This is a genomic window from candidate division WOR-3 bacterium (assembly GCA_039803925.1).
GTDB lineage: Bacteria > Hydrothermota > Hydrothermia > Hydrothermales > JAJRUZ01 > JBCNVI01.
Map to the genome: position 1 here is coordinate 38,153 of JBDRZL010000013.1, position 20,156 is coordinate 58,308.

At 30.2% G+C, this 20,156-nt stretch carries 13 protein-coding genes; 6 read left to right on the plus strand and 7 right to left on the minus strand.

Annotated elements, in window-relative coordinates; all coding sequences use genetic code 11:
- Positions 1–91 precede the first annotated feature (91 nt).
- On the plus strand, positions 92–5,203 hold the full coding sequence (locus tag ABIN17_06400; protein MEO0284680.1) for an Ig-like domain-containing protein: 5,112 nt from the start codon (positions 92–94) through the stop codon (positions 5,201–5,203).
- A gap of 3 nt (positions 5,204–5,206) precedes the next feature.
- Positions 5,207–7,084: a PorV/PorQ family protein gene (locus tag ABIN17_06405; protein ID MEO0284681.1), complete on the plus strand. Its 1,878-nt coding sequence runs from the start codon at positions 5,207–5,209 to the stop codon at positions 7,082–7,084.
- A 61-nt stretch (positions 7,085–7,145) separates the two neighbouring features.
- Here the strand turns inward: ABIN17_06405 and ABIN17_06410 are convergent, their stop codons facing one another.
- From ABIN17_06410 to ABIN17_06420, 3 genes are all read right to left on the minus strand, one after another.
- On the minus strand, positions 7,146–7,943 hold the full coding sequence (locus ABIN17_06410; GenBank protein ID MEO0284682.1) for a transglutaminase domain-containing protein: 798 nt from the start codon (positions 7,941–7,943) through the stop codon (positions 7,146–7,148).
- Positions 7,944–8,077: 134 nt separating this feature from the next.
- Positions 8,078–8,581, minus strand: coding sequence for a thiol peroxidase (gene tpx, locus ABIN17_06415; GenBank protein ID MEO0284683.1), 504 nt, complete (start codon positions 8,579–8,581; stop codon positions 8,078–8,080).
- Positions 8,578–9,015 (minus strand): hypothetical protein, encoded by a 438-nt coding sequence (locus ABIN17_06420; protein MEO0284684.1) that lies wholly within the window; start codon positions 9,013–9,015, stop codon positions 8,578–8,580. Before ABIN17_06420 ends, tpx begins: the two co-directional genes overlap by 4 nt.
- Before the next feature lie 140 nt (positions 9,016–9,155).
- Between ABIN17_06420 and ABIN17_06425 the strand changes: the two genes are divergently transcribed.
- Both ABIN17_06425 and ABIN17_06430 read left to right on the plus strand, forming a co-directional pair.
- Positions 9,156–10,127 (plus strand): cysteine synthase, encoded by a 972-nt coding sequence (locus ABIN17_06425; protein MEO0284685.1) that lies wholly within the window; start codon positions 9,156–9,158, stop codon positions 10,125–10,127.
- On the plus strand, positions 10,124–11,284 hold the full coding sequence (locus tag ABIN17_06430) for a PLP-dependent aspartate aminotransferase family protein (protein ID MEO0284686.1): 1,161 nt from the start codon (positions 10,124–10,126) through the stop codon (positions 11,282–11,284). The genes ABIN17_06425 and ABIN17_06430 overlap by 4 nt, the downstream gene beginning before the upstream one ends.
- Here ABIN17_06430 and ABIN17_06435 read toward each other — a convergent pair.
- The 3 genes from ABIN17_06435 to ABIN17_06445 are packed head-to-tail and all read right to left on the minus strand — an operon-like array spanning position 11,271 to position 15,718.
- Complete coding sequence (locus tag ABIN17_06435; GenBank protein MEO0284687.1) at positions 11,271–13,145, minus strand: heavy metal translocating P-type ATPase; 1,875 nt, start codon at positions 13,143–13,145, stop codon at positions 11,271–11,273. The two genes, ABIN17_06430 and ABIN17_06435, sit on opposite strands and share 14 nt — an antisense overlap.
- Before the next feature lies 1 nt (position 13,146).
- A complete protein-coding gene (locus ABIN17_06440) occupies positions 13,147–13,422 on the minus strand; it encodes a metal-sensitive transcriptional regulator (GenBank protein ID MEO0284688.1) in 276 nt (91 codons plus the stop codon).
- A 52-nt stretch (positions 13,423–13,474) separates the two neighbouring features.
- A complete protein-coding gene (locus tag ABIN17_06445) occupies positions 13,475–15,718 on the minus strand; it encodes a heavy metal translocating P-type ATPase (GenBank protein MEO0284689.1) in 2,244 nt (747 codons plus the stop codon).
- A gap of 67 nt (positions 15,719–15,785) precedes the next feature.
- Between ABIN17_06445 and ABIN17_06450 the strand changes: the two genes are divergently transcribed.
- Both ABIN17_06450 and asnB read left to right on the plus strand, forming a co-directional pair.
- Positions 15,786–17,732 carry a SpoIID/LytB domain-containing protein gene (locus tag ABIN17_06450; protein ID MEO0284690.1) on the plus strand — a complete coding sequence of 649 codons (1,947 nt, stop codon included), beginning with the start codon at positions 15,786–15,788 and terminating at the stop codon, positions 17,730–17,732.
- Positions 17,732–19,549 carry an asparagine synthase (glutamine-hydrolyzing) gene (asnB, locus tag ABIN17_06455; GenBank protein ID MEO0284691.1) on the plus strand — a complete coding sequence of 606 codons (1,818 nt, stop codon included), beginning with the start codon at positions 17,732–17,734 and terminating at the stop codon, positions 19,547–19,549. The genes ABIN17_06450 and asnB overlap by 1 nt, the downstream gene beginning before the upstream one ends.
- A gap of 8 nt (positions 19,550–19,557) precedes the next feature.
- On the opposite strand, the gene ABIN17_06460 is transcribed toward asnB, so the two are convergent.
- On the minus strand, positions 19,558–20,073 hold the full coding sequence (locus tag ABIN17_06460; protein ID MEO0284692.1) for an OsmC family protein: 516 nt from the start codon (positions 20,071–20,073) through the stop codon (positions 19,558–19,560).
- Between the last annotated feature and the right edge of the window lie 83 nt (positions 20,074–20,156).

The window sequence follows — 20,156 nt, forward strand, 5'->3', positions numbered from 1 at the left end:
TTTTATTTTATTTTATTCAAATTTTACAAATTACTTGACAAAAAATTTTTTTTTATTTTATAATTATTTAAATTAATTAAAAGGGTAAATTATGAACAGAATATATAAAATTTTTTGGTATTTTATGTTATTTAGTTCTCTAAATGGTTTAACTTGGCAAACTCAGGTGGTAGATGCAACAGGAAATGTAGGGAAATATACATCAATTAAAATTGATAATCAAAATAGATACTATATCTCTTATTATGATTCTACAAATGGGGATCTAAAATTTGCTTATTATGATGGTTCAATTTGGAAAATTGAAACAGTTGATGGATTATTATCAGATGTAGGAAAATGGAGTTCAATCTCCCTTGATTTAAATAATAGACCGCATATTTCTTACTATGATGTAAGTAATAGAGATTTAAAGTATGCTTATTATAACGGATTATTCTGGGTTATAGAAACAGTTGATAATATAGGAAATGTGGGGCAGTTTACTTCTATTTATGTGGATCAAAATGGGATTCCCCATATAAGTTATTTTGATAATACAAATACTGCTCTTAAGTATGCCTATAAACCTACTTCCTCATGGATTATAGAGACAGTTGATAATTCAGCTAATGTAGGAAGATATACCTCCATTATTGTAGATGAAAATGGAAAAGTTCATATAAGTTATAATGACCAGACAAATAATGCTTTGAAATATGCAACAGGTAATTATGGAAACTGGCAGATTCAAACCATTGTAAATAATCAGTATGGTAGTTTTACCTCTATTTCTCTTGATAATAATAATTATCCTTTTATTTCTCATAGAAAATATGGAGGTCAAGGGTCAGAAGGTCTTTATTTACATTTTTTTAATGGAAATACTTGGCAGTCAAGGGGGATTGATCTACCAGGCGGGGGTTCTCTTAACGGAAGATGGACATCAATAAAATATGATAAAACAAGTAGAAATGTTTGGATAAGTTATTATAATGGGGATAATGGGGACCTTAAAGTTGCTTATTCCTTTGATTATCCCAATTATAATACATTTAATGTATTAACAATAGATACAACAGGTGATGTGGGTATGTCTTCATCTCTTGCTCTTACCACTTATGGAACACCTGTTATAGGTTATTATGATGCTACAAATCAGGATCTTAAAATTGCAGAACTCAGAGATGTTGACCCGCCTTCAGCCCCCTTAAATTTAACCGCAAATGGTGATAACCCCTCACCATGGAATAATACAGGAATATTTGAATTAAACTGGGTAAATCCTCAAGATGAAAGTGGAATAAAAAGAGCCCTATATAAACTTTATTTAGCACCCACTTCTAATTTTGATACAACAGGGACATTGAAAGCTAATTCTCCTGATACAGTTCAAATTAATACAGAAGGTATTGTTCCTCTGTATTTATGGCTTCAGGATAATGCAGGTAATTTAAACTATAACAATTACTCTGTTGTTTACTTGAGATATGATATTTCTAAACCTATAAATTCAAAAACAAAAATAAACATAAAATTTTCAAATACATCCACCTATACCATCTCATGGACAAAAGGAAATGATTTGGGAAATCCACCCTCAGGTATTATGGGTTATAATGTTTATTACAGAGATGGAAATGGACCTTGGACTTTATGGCTTTCTAATCACCCTGATACACAGGAAATTTTCACCGGATTGGACGGACACACATACTTTTTTGAAGTTACCTCTCTCGATAGTGCCTATAATGAAGAAATTGGATCATTTCTCCCTGAGGATACTTTATCTTTTGATTTAACTCCTCCTTCTGCTCCTCAAAATCTTTATGCAAATGGTTCTTCACCTTCACCATGGACAAATAACTCTCAATTTATTATAACATGGGTTGAACCAAGTGATTTTTCAGGAATAAGAAAAAGGTTTTTTAAACTCGGTTCCCCACCAAATTCCTCTTTTGATACAACAGGAACATTTCATAAAAGTCCTGATACTGTTACTATTTCTTCAGAGGGTATAATAGATCTTTATCTTTGGTTTGAGGATTCTGCTTCAAATGTTAATCATAATAATAGAGGGAATGTTAAATTGAGGTATGATATAACAAAGCCATTGAATTCATCAGTTAAGATTCCTGAAAAATCTACGAATCAAATTAATTATATTATAAACTGGTCAAGGGGCTCTGATAATCTATCAGGTATAAAATTTTATGAACTCTATTACAAGGTTAAAGGTGGAACATGGAATCTGTATCAATCAAATATAACTGATACCTTTATAAGTTTCAATTTTTCAATTACTGATACTTTTTATTACTTTGAAGTTATTTCTGTTGATAGCGCAGGTAATAAGGAAATTTTAACAGGGTTTGCAGAGGATTCAATATTTGTTGATTTTAAAGCACCATCACCACCTTTAAATTTACTTGCCAATGGCTCAAATCCTTCGCCCTGGACAAATATTAATAGATTTATTATAACATGGACTGAGCCTTATGATATATCAGGCATAAGAAATAGATTCTATAAGTTAAATTCACCTCCTTTTAATCCTTATGACACTACAAGTAGTTTTCATAGAAGTCCGGATACTTTGAGTGTAGATCAGGAAGGTATAATTCCTTTATACCTCTGGCTAAGTGATTCTCTTGGTAATATTTCTCACAACAATTCATCTTCCTGTAATCTAAGATATGATAAAACAAAACCTTTGAATGCAACCTGTAATATTATAGAGTCATCTACGAATCAGTCAGTTTTCCCTGTTAAATGGACAAAGGGTTCTGATAATTTATCCGGTATAATACATTATGAGCTTTACTATAGGGTAAAGAATTCATCATGGATTTTATATGCTGACAGTATAGTTGATACTTTTATAAATTTTCAGGCATCACTTTATGATACTTTTTATTATTTTGAAGTTATTTCTGTTGATAGTGCAGGTAATAAGGAAGTTTTAATGGGTATTCCCGAAGATTCTATTTATGTGGGAAATATAGTGCCTCTTCCGCCTCAAAATATTCTTGCAAATGGTTCAAATCCTTCTCCTTGGACAAAAGATACAGTTTTTATTTTAACCTGGCAAAATCCCTATGATCCAACAGGTATTGTAAAGGCTCTATACAAATTAGGTTCAAGACCGCAGAGTAATTATGATACCACAGGTTCTTTAAGAGGTAATCCTCCTGACACAGTATATACAAAAGTTCAGGGTGGAGTTAAACTTTATATGTGGCTTGTTAATGGTTTAGGAAATCTTGATTATCACAATATTGATTCTGTTCTTTTGAGATATGACCCAATTCCACCCCAGGGAGCCACTGCAAGTACACCTTTATACTCTATAAATGATACACTTATTGTTACCTGGACTTCTGGTGAGGATTTTGGTGGAGCAGGAATTAAGGGATATGATGTTTATTACAAGGATGGAGAAGGTCAGTGGAATTTACTTATAGGTGATATAAATTCCCTTTCTTATATTTTTATTGGTCAGCATGGTCACAAATACTTTTTTGAAGTAGTTTCAAAGGATTCAGCAGGTAATGTGGAAGTTCAGACTTTTATTCCAGAGGATTCTGTAATTTTTGACCTTGTTCCCCCTAATATCACTTCAATAATTCCATCTCATGGTTCCTCCAATGTTCCATATAATACTGATATAAAAATAAGTTTTTCAGAAAAATTAAATAGAAGAACTGTTGCCGATACAAACTTTGAAATTAGAGGCAAAAGGAGTGGTTTTCATACTTTTAATTTAACTTATGATTCTACAAATTTTGTTATAACTCTTGATCCTCATACTGGGTTTTCTTCACATGAAACAGTTTTTGTTAGTGTTTCTCAGAATATAACTGATGTTGCGGGAAACAGATTGGCTGGACAAAGAATTTTCTTTTTTATAACAGAATTGAGACCTGATACAGAGGGTCCTGTTTCAATTGCTTCCATAAATCCAGTTTCTCCAGAACCTTTTAATTATCTTGATATAAATGTTATAGTTTCGGATACAGGAAGAGGTAATTCAATTATAACTTATGCTGAGTTTTTCATTGATTCAATAGGTCAGAATGGATCTGGAATTTTCCTTGATCCTTCTGATGGAAATTTTGATGAAAATTTTGAAGAAGTTTATAAGAAAATTGATTTAGTTCCTTTAAATTTCAAAGCAGGTGAAACCCATTATATTTTTGTTCATGCTAAGGACATAAATAACAATTTTGGTAAATTCGATACAATAAAGTTTGTTATATCACCTGATGATGATACATTACCTCCTTCTTTTATTGGATTTACACAGGGATATATTAATCCCAATACCAACTTCTATATAAAGGGAGTAATTCAGGATCCTTCAGGAGTTTATGATGATAGCACAGGTTCTTTAGGCCAGGGAGTTTATCTCCTTTGGGATAATGATGGTGAAATTGATAATACTTTTAATGAGCTAAAATTAGACAGAACCTTTGGTGACACTTTCAGAACTCTTATACAGATACCAGGTCAGGATTCAGGTGAAATAGTTTATAAAGTTTATTCCCATGATAATGATTTTGATACAGGGCATCCAGCTGACAGAAAAAAAGGTGAAAGTCCGCTTTATAGGGTTATTTTTTATATTCCCATGATGGTAAATCTTACCCATTCACCTGATATTGTTTACATTGGAGACAGTTTAAAGGTAGAAGTTTCTGCAAATATTTCCTTTGGAGAGTCACCAGTTTGTAGTCTTATAACTTCTAAAGGTAGTTTGAAGTTAGAACTTCCACTTTTTGAAATTAGTGGTAATTTATACAGGGGTAAAATAATTACTGAAGGAGCTGATATTGGAATAGCACGGATTGTTGCACATTATAAGGATTATGGAACTCCAAAGAAAATTGAGGATTCAGTATTAATTCAAGCTAAAGGTGAGTTTTTACCTGAGAATACGGTTTATTTATGGCCGAATCCTGCCAGTTCTGAGGGTAATTTCCATTTTTACATAAATCAGAATGCAAAGGTTCAAGTTGAAATTTTTGATATAAGAGGTAAGAAAATTATGGAATCATCTGGTATTTTCAAAGGAGGTGTTAAGCCTCATACGATAAATTCAAATGCTATAAAATTAAATCTTAGAAATCTTGCTCCAGGAGTTTATATTTTCAGATTAAAGGCAGATGCAATTGATACAAAAGAAAGTAAAACAGTTTTGAAGAAATTTGCAATAGTGAGGTAAATTATGGGAATTTTTATTAATTTATTAGTATTTTTAGTTGGTGCTAAATTCTTAACCCTTGGTATAGGTGCAAGGGAAATTTCAATGGGTTCAATAGGTTCTGTTTTTGTGAGAGATGCTAATGCAACATATTTCAATCCTGCTCTACTTTCTATGCAGGATATGGGTAATTTTATGGCTTCCCATACCAATTATCTCCTTGATATGAGGTTGGAATCTTTCAGTGTATCCCATCCTTTTGGTAAAATTCATACTGGTTTAAATTTTTATGGTTTTTTTGTTTCAGAACTGGAAGGGAGAACTGGACCTTCAGAAACTTTTTCTCTCTTCGGGGCATCTTTTTTAAATACAAATTTTTCAATTGCTTCCTTTTTATATAGAAATTTAAGTTTAGGTTTGTCAATAAAAAATGTGTATGAAAAAATAGATACTTTCAGTTCTTCTTCCTTTGCTTTGGATTTTGGTTTTTTATATAAACCTGAAATATCTTTCTTTGAAATTGGAGGTGTTTTATCTAATTTTGGAAGTAAATTGAAATTGAAATCTGAAAATTATGAATTACCTTCATCTTTAAGACTTGGAGCTGGTTTTTATTTTAAAGATTTAAAATTTGCCCTTGAAGTTTTTAAAATATTAAAAGAAAACACCGAGTTTCATACAGGGTTTGAATATCTCATTAAAGATATACTTTTTTTGAGAATGGGTTATAAAACAGGCTATAAAGATGCCTATTCTTTAGCTGGTTTAACTTTTGGTTTTGGACTAAAATATTCTGGTTTTAATTTTGATTATGCTTTTGAACCCTATGGAGATTTTGGTAATATCCATAGATTGAGCTTTGGAATGAATTTTAAACCTTTAAAGATAAAATTTCCCGAGAAGAAGAAAGAACCTATTATTGAACCAAAGCCAGAACCAAAAAAAATTGTTTTTAAAGAAGTTAAACCTCTTTATCCCTTTAATCTTGATTCACTTTATTTAAAAGCTGTTAAGGAGTATGAAAATAAAAATTTTATAAGTTCCTATAAGTTTTTTATGGAGATAATTTATATAGATAAAACATTTAAAAATTCATATAACTATTTTGTTGAAATAAAAAGTAATCTTTTAAAGAACAAGATTGAGCTTGCTATATCAGAATACGAAAAAAATCTTGCTGCTTCTAATTATCTTGATGCTTATTCTGTTATTAAAAACTCTTACGAAACTCTTGAAAAACCTGAAATTCTTGGTTATAAATTAAGAGAAATAGAAGAGATAATTTTGAGAAAAACACAAATTAAAGTGGAAAGGGAATTTCTTTTTAATGCCTTGAAATTTTACTCAGATAAAAGATACAGAGATGCAATAAATGAATTCAGAAAAATTAAAAAGAATGAAGTTCTTTCTGAATGGATTAAAAAGTGTGAGGAAAAAAGGGAAAGAAAAATTAAATCCCTTGAAAGAGATCTTGAATTTTACATAAAAAATGAAAATTACGAAAAAGCTTATGATGCTATACAGGAACTTGAAATTGAAGGTTATATTTCCTCCCAGTTGATGGTAACAAAGACAAGGATAGAGAATAAGCTTAAAGAAAAATCTAAGGTTTTTTATGATCAGGCTGTAAATATGGAAAAAAACAAAAAATTAGTTGAAGCTCTTCTTCTTATATCGAAATCTGTCAAAACATACCCTCTTGAAGAGTCAAAATTACTTGAAAGTAGAATTATTGAGAATTTTAAAGGAAATTCTAAACTTTATGAAGAACTAATGATATATTCAATTAAACTTTTTCATCAAGGAAATAATGAGGATGCTTTAATTTTATGGGAAAAGGCTGAAAATATTAACCCCTCTGATGAAAGGTTATCCTATGTGAAAATCTTTATAAACTTTTAGTTTGTTAGAAATATTTCTATATAGCCACCGATAGGTAAGGAAGTTCCAAAGTTATCAAAAATTAATTTAAAATTTTATATCTAAATTCGTATTTTATGTTATTAAAATTTTTTCCATTTATTTCTACATAAGGGTAAATGAAATAATTGAGTGGTTCACCTTTTTGAGGAGGTTCAAGAACTATATCCCTTCCTTTTGTAAAACTTATTCTATAGGGGTCAAGTCTACCAAAATAATAATCCTTAAGTTCATTATTTTTATCCGCTTCTGAAATATCAACCGGAAACCATTTCCCCTTGTTATAAAAATAAGCCCAGCAATGATACCCATTTATTGAGCCTTCTTTTTTCTCCCTTGGTATAGAAAGTCCAATTTCAAAAAAACTGGGAATTTTTAAACTTCTTGCGAGTCCAATAAAAAAGGAATGAAAATCTGTGCAGTTTCCTTTCTTATACTTACAGGCATACCAGAAGTCTCCCCTTCCCCAACCTTCACCACTTTTATCATAGGTCATATAGAAAAGTGTATAATTATAAATTATTTTTGCTATTTCAAAATTATCTCCCTTTTTTCCATTAATTATATTTTTTGCGATCTTAATTGTGCTGTCATTAATAGGTATCAGTCTATCAGGTTTTAAAAAAATAGATAAATCAGAAAATTCATTCTTAATTTCCTTTGATTCATATCTCAAAATCAAAAATTTTAATTCAATATTCAGTTCTCTTTTTTTATTACTTCTTAAAAAGAGTACTCTATTTTTATACCTTTTTTCCAGATTTATACTGTAAGTAATTCCGATTTTATTTCTTCCTTTAAAATCTTCTGTTCTGAACTTTCTAAAGGTAAAGGTATCCATAAATTCAATTCTGAATTCTCAGGGATATCAAATAATGACACACTGTAATTTATTTCTACTTTAATGAATCTAAATTTAACAAAACCAAAAGAAAAAAAGTGTGCATAATTTATTTAATAAATTTTTTTAAATTTTTAAATCTTTTTTAGATTTTCTTCAATATCAGAGTAATCAGGTTCACTTGTAATCTCTGGGACAAGTTGAATGTATCTTATTGTATCATCTTTATCAATTATGAAAACACACCTTGCCAGAAGACCATTTTCCTTGATAAGAACACCATAATTTTTCCCGAAGGATTTATCTTTAAAATCAGAAAGAGTAATTACATTATTTACTCCATTAGCTCCACACCATCTCTTCTGGGCAAAAGGAAGGTCCATACTTATGGTTATGAAAATATATTCAGGAGATTCAAATTTTTTCATCATTTCAGAAATTTTTTTAGTTTCAGTTGAACAAACAGGAGTATCAAGAGAAGGAACAGAAGAAATTATTTTAATTTTACCCTCAAAACTCTTAAGAGATTTTAAAGAAAAATTTTCATCAAGGGCAATGAATAAAGGAGCGGATTTTCCTTTTTCAGGAAGCTCCCCTTCAAGAGTTAAAGGATTCCCTCTTAAAGTAACTCTATTCATTTTAATTCTTTTAGTTTTTCTCCTTCATATTTAAATCTTTCTTTACTAGATATCTTATGAATTTTAATATCAACAACCTTAAGGTCCATCATATCTTCTTTTAACCAGAAATCTATATCAAGTATTGTTTCCCCGTCTGCTGATATAAAATCGGAACACATAAAATACCTTCCATCACTTAGAACCCTAACTTCTTTATGAAGTCCTTTAAAATTCAGTCTCCATACTTGCTTAAGTTCTGTATCCCATATTAAAAAGTATCCTCCTTTGATTTTTGAATCTGTGTTTACATAATCGGTTATCGCCCTTTTTAGATCATCAGGTCTTATCTTTTCGAGCCTACCCGGATGCTCCCCTGGATGTTCTTGGGCTATTAAATTTAAAGAGATTAAACTTATTGAAATAAAAAAAATTAAATTTTTAAAAAATCTCATGATAGCTCCCTTTATTAAATCAGGGTTAGAACCTGATTTATATTATAACATCCATTTATAATAATTGCAAATTTAGATTTTTTAAAAATATTTATTACTATTTTTGAAAAGAATTTTAAGAATAGTTTATAATTTTAAAAATGAATATTAAAAAAAGTTTGTTAGAGCTTATTGGTAAAACTCCTCTTGTTGAACTCAGTGAAAGATTTAAGGGTGATATAAGGGCGAGAATATTTTTAAAACTTGAATTTATGAATCCTGGAGGAAGTGTTAAGGATAGAATTGGGATAAAGATGATTGAGGAGGCGGAGAGAAGGGGTCTTATAAAAGAAGGTGCAACTATTATAGAGCCCACATCAGGAAATACAGGGGTTGGTCTTGCAATTGTTTGTGCAATAAAGGGTTATAAGATGATATTTACAATGCCTGATAAGGTAAGTAAAGAAAAGGAAATGCTCTTAAGAGCCTATGGTGCTGAAGTTATAAGGTGTCCGACAGATGTTCCTCCTGAGGATGAAAGAAGTTATTATAAAGTTGCAGAGAGATTAGCAAAGGAGATAGAAAATTCTTTTTTGCCCAATCAGTATGCAAATCCATTCAATCCCTTGGCCCATTATTTAACAACAGGACCTGAAATATGGGAGGATACAGATGGTAAAATTACTCATTTTGTCTGTGGAATTGGGACAGGTGGAACTATTACAGGTGTTACAAAATTTTTAAAAGAAAAAAATCCCCGAATCAAAGTTATAGGAGTTGATCCAGAAGGCTCTATTTATCATGAATTATTTTATAATACTAAAGGTGAGATTCATCAGTATAAAGTGGAGGGTATAGGGGAGGATTTTTTGCCTTCTACCTGTGATTTAAGTTTGATAGATGAGATTATAGTAGTTGATGATAAATCTTCATTTGAAACAGCAAGGAGACTTGCAAGAATAGAGGGAATATTAGCTGGAGGCTCATCAGGTTCAGCAGTATTTGCAAGCTTGAAGTTAGCAAAAGATCTTGATGAAAATTCAATTATTGTTGTAATTTTACCTGATACAGGTAGAAATTATCTTTCAAAATTTTATAACGATGAATGGATGAAAAAGGAGAAATTTTTATGAGATACAATACAAAACTTATTCATATTGGTGAAGAACCAAATTTAAAGGAAGGTGGATATGGTGATGTAGTTATTCCGATTCACCTTTCAACAACTTTTGCAAGAAGGGAAGCAGAAAAACCAACAGGAGGTTATGAATACTCAAGAACAGGTAACCCTACAAGAGATTCTCTTGAAAAAAAACTTGCTATTCTTGAAAATGCAAAGTTTGCTCTTGCTTTTTCTTCAGGAATGGCTGCGGAAAGCACCTTACTTTTAACCCTTTTAAAATCAGGTGATCATATAATTGCCTTTGATGATTTATATGGTGGAACAAAGAGGCTTTTTAAAATTTTAAGTGAAAATTATAATATTGAAGTAGGTTATGTGGATGCAAGGTTTTTGGATAATGTTAAAAGGGCAATAAAGAAAAATACAAGATTGATATGGCTTGAAAGTCCCACAAATCCCCTTATGAAATTGTGTGATATAAAAGAAATATCAAAAATTGCAAAAGAAAATAATGTTATAACAATCCTTGATAACACCTTTTTAAGCCCTGTTTTTCAGAAACCACTTGAACTTGGTGCTGATATTGTTATTCACAGTACTACAAAGTATATAAACGGCCACTCAGATTCTGTTGGAGGAGCAATTATGCTTAATGATGAAAAAATTTATGAAAAATTAAAATTCAATCAGAATGCAATTGGTGCAATCCTATCACCCTTTGATTCCTATATGGTAATAAGGGGTATAAAAACTTTAACTTTAAGGATGTTAAAACATGAAGAAAATGCAAAAAAAATTGCTGAGTTTCTTGAAAATCACCCTAAAGTAGAAAAGGTTTATTACCCTGGTTTAAAATCCCACCCCCAACACGAACTTGCCTTAAAGCAAATGAAAGGTTTTGGCGGTATGCTTTCCTTTGAGATAAAGGGAAAATTAGAAGATGCCAAAAAATTTGTTGAAAGTTTAAAAATATTTTCCCTTGCTGAATCTCTTGGAGGTGTTGAATCCCTTATAGAAATTCCTTATATTATGACACACGCCTCTCTATCAGAGGAAGAAAAAAAGAAAGTAGGTATAAGAGAAAATCTGATAAGGGTTTCAGTTGGTATAGAGGATGTTGAGGATCTTATAGAGGATTTAGAAATTGCTTTTTCTAAGATTTCATAATCCTCATTGAGTTTAAAATTGCAATAATAGAGACGCCCATATCAGCAAAAACTGCTTCCCACATTTTGGCAATTCCAATTGAACCTAAGTATATAAAAAGTACCTTTATTAAAATTGCGAAGATGATGTTCATAAAAACTATATTTTTAGTTTTCTTTGAAATTGAGAAAAGCTTTTTTATTTTTGATAAATTGTCATCCATTATAACAATATCTGAACTTTCAATTGCAGCATCCTGGCCCATAGCTCCCATTGCGATTCCCACATCTGAAACTGCTATGGCAGCAGCATCATTTATTCCATCTCCAAGAAAAGCAACTTTATGACTATTTTTTAAATTTTCTATTTCTTTAACTTTTTCTTCTGGTAAAAGTTCCGCTTTAAAAAAGTCAAGGTTTAATTTTTTATTTATTTCTTCTGCAACAAATTTTTCATCACCTGTTAACATACCTATTTTAATTTTTAGTTTTTTTAAATTTTCTATCACCGCTTTTGCTTCCTTTCTGATTTCATCTGAAATAGTTATATATCCAGCATAAACATTATCAATAACTACATGGACAGTAGTTCCGTCTCCCTTACATGTTTCATGATCTATATTATTTTCATGAAGAAATCTGTCACTTCCAACTAAAACTTTTCTTCCTTTAAATTTAGCCTTTATTCCAAGTCCAGGTTTTTCACTGAACTCTTCCATTTCAATATTTTTTATCTCTTTTCCATAATATTCTTTTATTGCTTTTGCAATTGGATGATTTGAATTTGCTTCTGCATAAGCTGAGATCTCAAGAATTTCTTCCTTTCTAAAGCCATTAAAATTTTTTATATCCCTGACCTTAAAAACACCTTCTGTGAGTGTTCCTGTTTTATCAAAAAGAAAAAATTTGATTTCATTTAAAATATCAAGGTAATTTGAACCCTTAACAAGAATTCCATTTTTTGAACAGGTCCCTATTCCGACAAAGTAGGAAAGGGGAACACTTATCACAAGAGCACAGGGACAGGATATAACAAGAAGGACAAGGGCTCTGTAAATTGAATCTCTTATTGTTAGATCAGTTGTTAAGGGTAAAAGAAAAGCTATAAGAAAACTTATAATTAGAACGAAGGGAGTGTAATATTTTGAGAATTTTGTTATGAATTTTTCAGGATTTGCCTTTTTTTCCTTTGCTTTTTCAACAAGTTCAAGTATCTTATTTATGCTTGATTCTTTAAATTCTTTTAAAACTTTAATTTCAAGGACACTTTCTTTATTTATAACACCTGCATTGATTTCATCCCCCTTTTTAAAAAATTTAGGGACTGATTCACCTGTTAAAGGGGATGTATCAACATAGGATTCACCTTTAATTATAATTCCATCAAGTGGAACTTTTTCTCCTGGTTTGACAATTATAATTTCTCCACTTTTTACTTCTTCTGGTTTTACTCTGACCACAGTATCACCTCTTTTAATATTTGCGAAGTTTGGTTTAAGTTCAAGGATCTTTTTTATTCTTCTTTTTGATCTCTGAATTGAAATACTTTGTAGAAATTCTCCTACTCTATAAAAAAGGGCAACAACAACAGCTTCTTCTACTTCATTTATTAAAATTGCGCCAATAGTAGCAACAGACATTAAAGTGTTTTCATCAAAAAAATTCCCCTTTAAGATATTTCTTATTGCTCTTCTTATTATTGGCTCACCTGAAATTATATAGGCAATTAAAAGTACTATTTTCTTCGAAATTAATATACCTGATAAAAATAAAATTAAGGAAATTGAAATTACAATTATTTCCTTAAGATTTTTTCTTTTTTCTTCTAAATCTTCCTTTTTTATTTCAATTTCACATTTTTCACAACAGTTTTTTCTTTTCATTTTATTTTAAAAATTTAAAAATTGTTTCCGTAAGTTCCTCAATAATTGCCTCTTTATTTATATTTCTTTTAAAAGATTGGGATACATGAAGCTTTATGTGGGATTCCATTATAATAAGTGCCACCTTTTCAAGTGCCCTTTTTGCTGCATTTATCTGATTTATAATTTCAGGACACTCCCTTCTTTCTTCTATCATTTTAATTATTCCTTGAATTTGACCTTCTATTTTTTTTATTCTTGGAAGCACTTCTTCCTTTGTTTTTTCATCCAGTTTCATTTTTTCCTCCTTATACCTTATGGGGGTATAGGGTAATTATAATATAAAATTTTTAGATTTTCAAAGAAGGTTTATATTTTTTTAGAAGCAGAGAGTTCGTTACAACTGATATAGAGCTTAAGGCCATTGCTGCTGCTGACCATTCTGGTCTGAAAGGCACTCTAAATAATAAATAAAATAGTCCTGCTGCAAAGGGAATCAGTATTAAATTATAAATCAAAGCCCAGAATATATTCTGTTTTATTTTGTTTAAGGTTTTAATAGAAAGTTCCATTGCAATTATAACATCTCTTAAATCATCCCTTAAAAGCACTATATCACCACTTTCAATTGCTATATCAGTTCCAGAACCTAAAGCAATTCCTACATCCGCCTGTGTTAATGCAGGTGAATCATTTATACCATCTCCAATAAAAGCAACAATTTCTCCTTTTTTCTGAAGTTCCTTTACTTTCTCCCTTTTTTCATGGGGTAAAACTTCTGCTATTACATTATCAATAGAAAGTTTTCTCGCAACCGCTTCAGCAGATTTTTTTGTGTCACCTGTAATCATATAAACCTTTTTCTTCTTTTTTTTGAGATAGGAAATTATTTCTTTAGCATTTTCTTTTATTTTATCACTAACTGCTATTATCCCCTTTATTTTACCATCAATTGCTACTAAAAGCAGAGTTTTTGCCTCTTCTTCCAGTTTTTCTATTTCTTTTTCTATATGTTCATTTATTTCAATTTTTATCTCCCTTAAAAAATTTTTATTTCCAACATAAACTTCTTTTCCCTTGATTATTGCTCTTATACCTTTCCCAGGAAAGCTTTCAAATTTTTCAGGTTCTATTAAGTTTATTTTAATTTTTTCAGTGTAATTTAAAATAGATTTTGCAAGTGGATGCTCTGAATTTTTTTCAGCAGATGCAGCATAAAGTATAAGTTCTTCCTCCTTTATATTATTAAATGTTATAACACTTTCAACTTCTGGTTTTCCTTTTGTTAATGTTCCGGTTTTGTCAAAAATTATTGTATTAATTTTCTTTAAGGTTTCAAGAGCTTCACCATTTCTTATAAGTATTCCAAGTTCAGCACCTTTTCCTATTCCTGCAGTTATTGCAGTAGGAGTTGCGAGACCAAAAGCGCAGGGACAGGCTATGACAAGAACAGATATAAGAGATATAAAGGCAAATAGGGAGGGTGGCATTATATTAACATTTCCAAAAAATCTCCAGAAAATGTAAGAGAAAATTGCTATAATAAGGACAACAGGAATAAAATATATTACAATTCTGTCAGCAAGTTTTTGTACCTGTGGTTTTGTATACTGAGCTTCTTCAACAAGTTTTATAACCTGTGAGAGGAATGTTTCTTTAAAATCTTTTGTAACAGTAATTTTTAAATAACCATTCTGATTTATAGTTCCACCTATAACTTCATCACCTTTTTTCTTAAATTCAGGAATTGGTTCACCCCTTACCATTGATTCATCAAGGAAACTCTCTCCTTCTATTACAATTCCATCAGTTGGTATTTTTTCACCAGGTTTAACTAACAAAATATCTCCTGGTTTAACTTCTTTTATTGGAATTTTTAACTCTTTACCATCTTTTAAAACCGTTGCCTCTTTTGGTCTTAAATCTATAAGTTTTTTTATAGCTTCACCTGTTCTATTTTTTGCTAAATTTTCAAGGAGTCTTCCAAGGGTTAAAAAGGCTGCAAGGAGTACGCTCGCTTCATAAAAATTATAGTTTTCTGGAATAATTTTAAAAGTAGCAAGAAGGCTTGAAAAAAAGCTTGAGCCTATTCCGATAGCATACATAACATCCATATTTAAATCTTTATTTTTAATTCCATTTAAGGCTTTTTTAAAAATTGGACCCCCTACATATACCATAAGGGGAGCTGCTATTAATAACTGAAGGAAAAGTAAACCTTTAAAATTTTTGAAGTTTAGCCCCAAATATTCACCATACATTAAGAATAAAAGTAAAATTCCGCCACCAAATCCTATATAAACTCTTTTTTTAAGTTTATCTATGTATTTCTTTTTTTCTTTTTCATCTATTTCATAACTTTCATCAGAGGAAATTCCGAGAAATTTATAACCTATATCATTAATTCTTTTTTTTATGTTATCTATTTTTAAAAAATTTTCATCATAAGTAATTATTGCGCTTTCAGTTGCTAAATTTACATTAACATTCAAAATTCCCTTTAAGTTTTTTAAAGAGTTCTCTACTCTCCTTACACAACTTGCACAGGTCATTCCACCAATTTTTATTTTTATTTGTTTTTTCTTATTTTCCATTTTATATTTTACCTTGATTATGCTTAAAATACAAGATATAAATATTTTATAAAGGGGAGGTAAAAATATGCTTTTAAGTTTAATTATTATATCTTTTGCTTCCAAACTTGAGAAAGGTAAAATAGTTTTAAGAACGGAAAATGCATATACAGGTTATGTGATACCTGCGGAAATAAAGGTTTTTAAAAATGGGAATTTAAAGGTTAAGGTAAAAACTGATGGATTATATACTTTCTCCTTACCTTCAGGAGAATATGAGTTTTATTTTTACTCAGAAGGTTATTCACCTATTGAAACTTATTTTTTCATTACTCCTCAAGAAAGTTTAAATGTATCGGTTTATCTTTCTCCATTAAAAAAAGAAAATTTATTTTTACCTGAAAGAGAAGGGTTAACAGGAATTCGCGGATATGTATCTGATGAAAAGGGTTTTCCTTTGAGGGATGTTGAAGTTCTTTTTAAAGGAAAAGATTTAAAAACAATTACAGATGAAAAAGGAATATTTGAATTCTGGATAGAATTACCTGAAAGAGATTATTCTTCTCTTGACGAAATTCCGAGAGACACGGTAGTTTTGGAACTTAAAGGTTATAAAAAAGTTAAAAGGGAAATCTTTTTGATTCCGGAAAATTTAATATTAAAGATAAAGATGAAAAAAGGGAAAGGTGAAGAGATAATACCTGAAATAAGAGGAAAAGGAACAGGTGAAGAATTACCCCCTTCTCCTTATAGAGGATTTGAAGGTAAAAAAGAGGAGGGACTTTTCAGAACCCTTTTGGATCCGCCTCCTTCAATAAGAGTTGGAAAATCCTGTAGTTGCTGGAACTGTTCCGATGTTGTTGTTATGGATTTAGAATTTTATGTTTCAAGTGGGCTTGATGATGAATGGATAGCTTCTTGGGGACAGCATACATTAAGGGCTGGCTCAATTCCATATAGAAGTTATGGAACATATTATGTGATATATCCCTACAGTCAAAATTATGATATATGTGATAATGCATGCTGTCAGGTATGGGATGGAAGTGATATTTATGCAAGTTGCACCCTTGCTACTTATATTACAAATGGAATTTTATTAGAAAAAAATTCTGATTATGCTCCTTCAGAATATTCTGCTGAAAACAATAGCTGTGGATGTGGTGATGGAAAGAGTGGAACAGGAACAACCTGGCCATGTATACAAGACTCTGTTTGTGCAGGAACAACTTGCAATGGCCACGGAAGGGGAATGTGTCAATGGGGTTCAAGAAGATGGGCTTATTATCAGGGAAAGTTATGGAAATGGATTACAAATCACTATTATGAGCCAGGAAATATGTATTTAGCCTCGCCGATGAAGATAAATTCAGTGAGTGTTTCACAGAATCAACTTACACCTGGTGATACATTTGTAATTTATTATGACATTTATTCCTATTGTGAGAAAAAGCATGAAAACATTTTGCTTGGTGCTTCCCTTTATAATCCTAATGTAGGATTTATAGATGATCCTCAAAATGATTCTCTTGTTATAATTCCACCTCAATCAATTACAAGGGAAAGAATATTTGTAATTCCACAGAATACTCCTTATGGTTTATATGACCTCTGGACTGCTTTGTGGATTGATGTGGATGAAGATGGAAATATAACAGGTAATGATCTTGACCTTTACTTATTTATTTTTCAGGGTGCAATAAGTATCCAGCCTGTTGTAATAGAGGAAAAGTTGCCACCCAATTTTTCTTTAATTTCTAACTTGCCCCGAAAATTTGGATTTGTTAATGTTTCATCAAGTATAGGAGAGCAAAAAATAAATATTATCTTCAGTGTTCCCTCAAAAAGAAAAGCTAATCTTCAACTTTTTGATATAAAGGGTTCAAAGATTTTAAGTATTTTTGAGAGAAGTTTTGAAAAAGGAATATACAATTATTCATTCAATACAAAATTTTTAAAATCAGGAGTTTACTTTTTAATACTTCAAAGTGATAAAAGAGAAAAGGAGAGTATAAAGATTGAGGTTTTTAGATAATGTGTGGGATAACTGGTATAATATCTTTTAATAAAAAAATAGAGGAGGATGTAATCTATAAGATTACAGAAGCCCTCTACCACAGGGGTCCTGATGATAAAGGAATATACATTTCAAAGGATAAAAATGTTTTTCTTGGTAATAGGAGACTTTCTATAATTGACCTTTCAATTAATGCCCGTCAACCAATGCATAATGAAGATAGGTCCTTGTGGATAACCTTTAACGGTGAAATATACAATTATAAAGAGTTAAGGAATGAACTTTTAAAAAAGGGACATAAATTCATATCAAATTCTGATACAGAAGTAATATTACATCTTTATGAGGAGGAAAAAGAGGGTTTATTGCATAAATTAAGAGGAATGTTTGCTTTTGCAATATGGGATGAAAGAGAAAAAAAATTATTTTTGGCAAGAGATAGAATGGGAATAAAGCCCCTTTATTATTATAAAGATGATAACTTTTTTATTTTTTCTTCTGAAATAAAAGGGATAATAAATTCAAATATTATTGAAAAAAACATTGATTTTCAAGGTATTGAAAGTTATTTAATTTTTGGCTCAATACCTTATCCCTATACAATTTTTAAAAATATAAAATTTCTTGAACCAGGTTCTTATATTGTGTTAAAGGATAAAGAATTAAAAAAAGAGAAATACTTTATAATTAAACCTGAAAAATCTATAAAGGATTACAAGAAATTAAAAGAAAATCTATATGATATTTTAGATGAGAGTGTAAAACTTCACTTAATTGCTGACATACCCATAGGTCTTTTTCTTTCAGGAGGTTTAGATTCATCAACAGTCCTTTATTTTATAAGCAAAAATAATTACGGCAATTTTAAAACTTTTTCCCTATCTTTTAAAGAAAGAGAATTTGATGAAAGTGAAGATGCAAAATTTCTCTCAAAAATATTTGAAACAGAGCATTACGAATATGAAATAAGTTCTTATGAAGTAAGAAAAGAAATAGAAAAATTTTTAGCCTTTATGGACTCTCCTACAATTGATGGTTTAAATACATATTTTATTTCTAAACTGGCAAGGGAAAATGGAATGAAGGTATGTTTATCCGGGCTCGGTGGAGATGAAATTTTTGGAGGATATTCATCTTTTTTTTATATTCCAATAGCTTTAAAACTGAAAAAATTCAATTTACCTTTTAATTTTTTATCAAAACTTTTAAAACCTGATAAAAAGGAAAAATTTTCCTATTTTATATTAAACCCGGACTTAAGAGGTGCTTTTTTAACAACAAGAACAATTTTCCCAGTTTATAAATTAAAAAGAATTCTTAAATATAAAAAATTGAATTTTGACCCTGTAAAATATGTTTATTTTATTTTAGATGAGGAAAAGATAAATAAATTGAGTTTGAAAAATAAAATCTCAGTTTTTGAATTAAGAATCTATATGCATAATCAGCCTTTAAGAGATACTGATATTTTCAGTATGTGTCACAGTTTAGAAGTAAGAGTTCCCTTATTAGATAATGTCCTTATTGATTTTTCTTTTAAAATTCCTGATATGTATAGATTTAAAAAAAGGATTCTTAAAGAGCTTATGAAAAATTATTTACCGGAAAAAATAATAAAAAAACCTAAAAGACCTTTTTCCTTTCCTATGGATAAATGGATAAGAGAAAACCTTTTGGATTTTGTAAAGGGTGGAATTTTTGATATAGAAAGTTTTTTTGATAGAAAAGAAATTGTAAAATTATGGGAAGAATTTGAGAATTTGAGAGTTAACTGGTCACAGGTCTGGTCAATTTGTATTCTAAATCATTATCTGAAAATCAATAATTTGGTATAAAAATTTTTTTATTTAGAATATACATGAGATTCAAAGGGAACTTTATTCTGAACAACATAAGCTGCTGGGCATTTTTTATCAGTTTCTTTTTTTATTTCTTCTAAAATTTTAGTATCTGCATCACTTTCTACAACAAGTTCAATCCAGACTTTTTCAACAACAGGTCCTTCTTCTATTTCAAAAACAGATTTCATATTAAGAGCCGAAGCACCTCTTGCCTTTAATTTTTTTATTTCAATACCTTTAGAAGCAGCAATTGTCATAAAAGTTGTAGCATAACAGGATATCATAGCAAATACACAGTATTGAACAGGATTTGGAGCGTTACCTCTACCTCCTGAGGGTGGTGGCTGGTCAGTTATTAAATTTAGCTTACCTTTTGGGAACTCAATTTCTGCTTTAAATTGACCTTCCTCATTAAAAATCCATTCACCATGAACTTCAAAGGATTTTTTCTCTGGGAATTCTCCCCTTAAAATCTGTTCCCTTGTTTTATTTAAAGAATCAAGGTTTATGTTATTCATTTTTATATCCTCTTTATTTTAATGGAAATTTTTCCTTAAGCATATTATAAAATTCTTCCCCACAGAACCAGGGAAAATCAGGA

What these genes read in the sequence shown, in the direction of transcription:
- ABIN17_06400 (MEO0284680.1), top strand. Translation starts at nt 92, where the DNA reads ATGAACAGAATATATAAAATTTTTTGGTATTTTATGTTATTTAGTTCT.
- ABIN17_06405 (MEO0284681.1), top strand. Translation starts at nt 5,207, where the DNA reads ATGGGAATTTTTATTAATTTATTAGTATTTTTAGTTGGTGCTAAATTC.
- ABIN17_06410 (MEO0284682.1), bottom strand. Translation starts at nt 7,943, where the DNA reads ATGGATACCTTTACCTTTAGAAAGTTCAGAACAGAAGATTTTAAAGGA.
- tpx (MEO0284683.1), bottom strand. Translation starts at nt 8,581, where the DNA reads ATGAATAGAGTTACTTTAAGAGGGAATCCTTTAACTCTTGAAGGGGAG.
- ABIN17_06420 (MEO0284684.1), bottom strand. Translation starts at nt 9,015, where the DNA reads ATGAGATTTTTTAAAAATTTAATTTTTTTTATTTCAATAAGTTTAATC.
- ABIN17_06425 (MEO0284685.1), top strand. Translation starts at nt 9,156, where the DNA reads ATGAATATTAAAAAAAGTTTGTTAGAGCTTATTGGTAAAACTCCTCTT.
- ABIN17_06430 (MEO0284686.1), top strand. Translation starts at nt 10,124, where the DNA reads ATGAGATACAATACAAAACTTATTCATATTGGTGAAGAACCAAATTTA.
- ABIN17_06435 (MEO0284687.1), bottom strand. Translation starts at nt 13,145, where the DNA reads ATGAAAAGAAAAAACTGTTGTGAAAAATGTGAAATTGAAATAAAAAAG.
- ABIN17_06440 (MEO0284688.1), bottom strand. Translation starts at nt 13,422, where the DNA reads ATGAAACTGGATGAAAAAACAAAGGAAGAAGTGCTTCCAAGAATAAAA.
- ABIN17_06445 (MEO0284689.1), bottom strand. Translation starts at nt 15,718, where the DNA reads ATGGAAAATAAGAAAAAACAAATAAAAATAAAAATTGGTGGAATGACC.
- ABIN17_06450 (MEO0284690.1), top strand. Translation starts at nt 15,786, where the DNA reads ATGCTTTTAAGTTTAATTATTATATCTTTTGCTTCCAAACTTGAGAAA.
- asnB (MEO0284691.1), top strand. Translation starts at nt 17,732, where the DNA reads ATGTGTGGGATAACTGGTATAATATCTTTTAATAAAAAAATAGAGGAG.
- ABIN17_06460 (MEO0284692.1), bottom strand. Translation starts at nt 20,073, where the DNA reads ATGAATAACATAAACCTTGATTCTTTAAATAAAACAAGGGAACAGATT.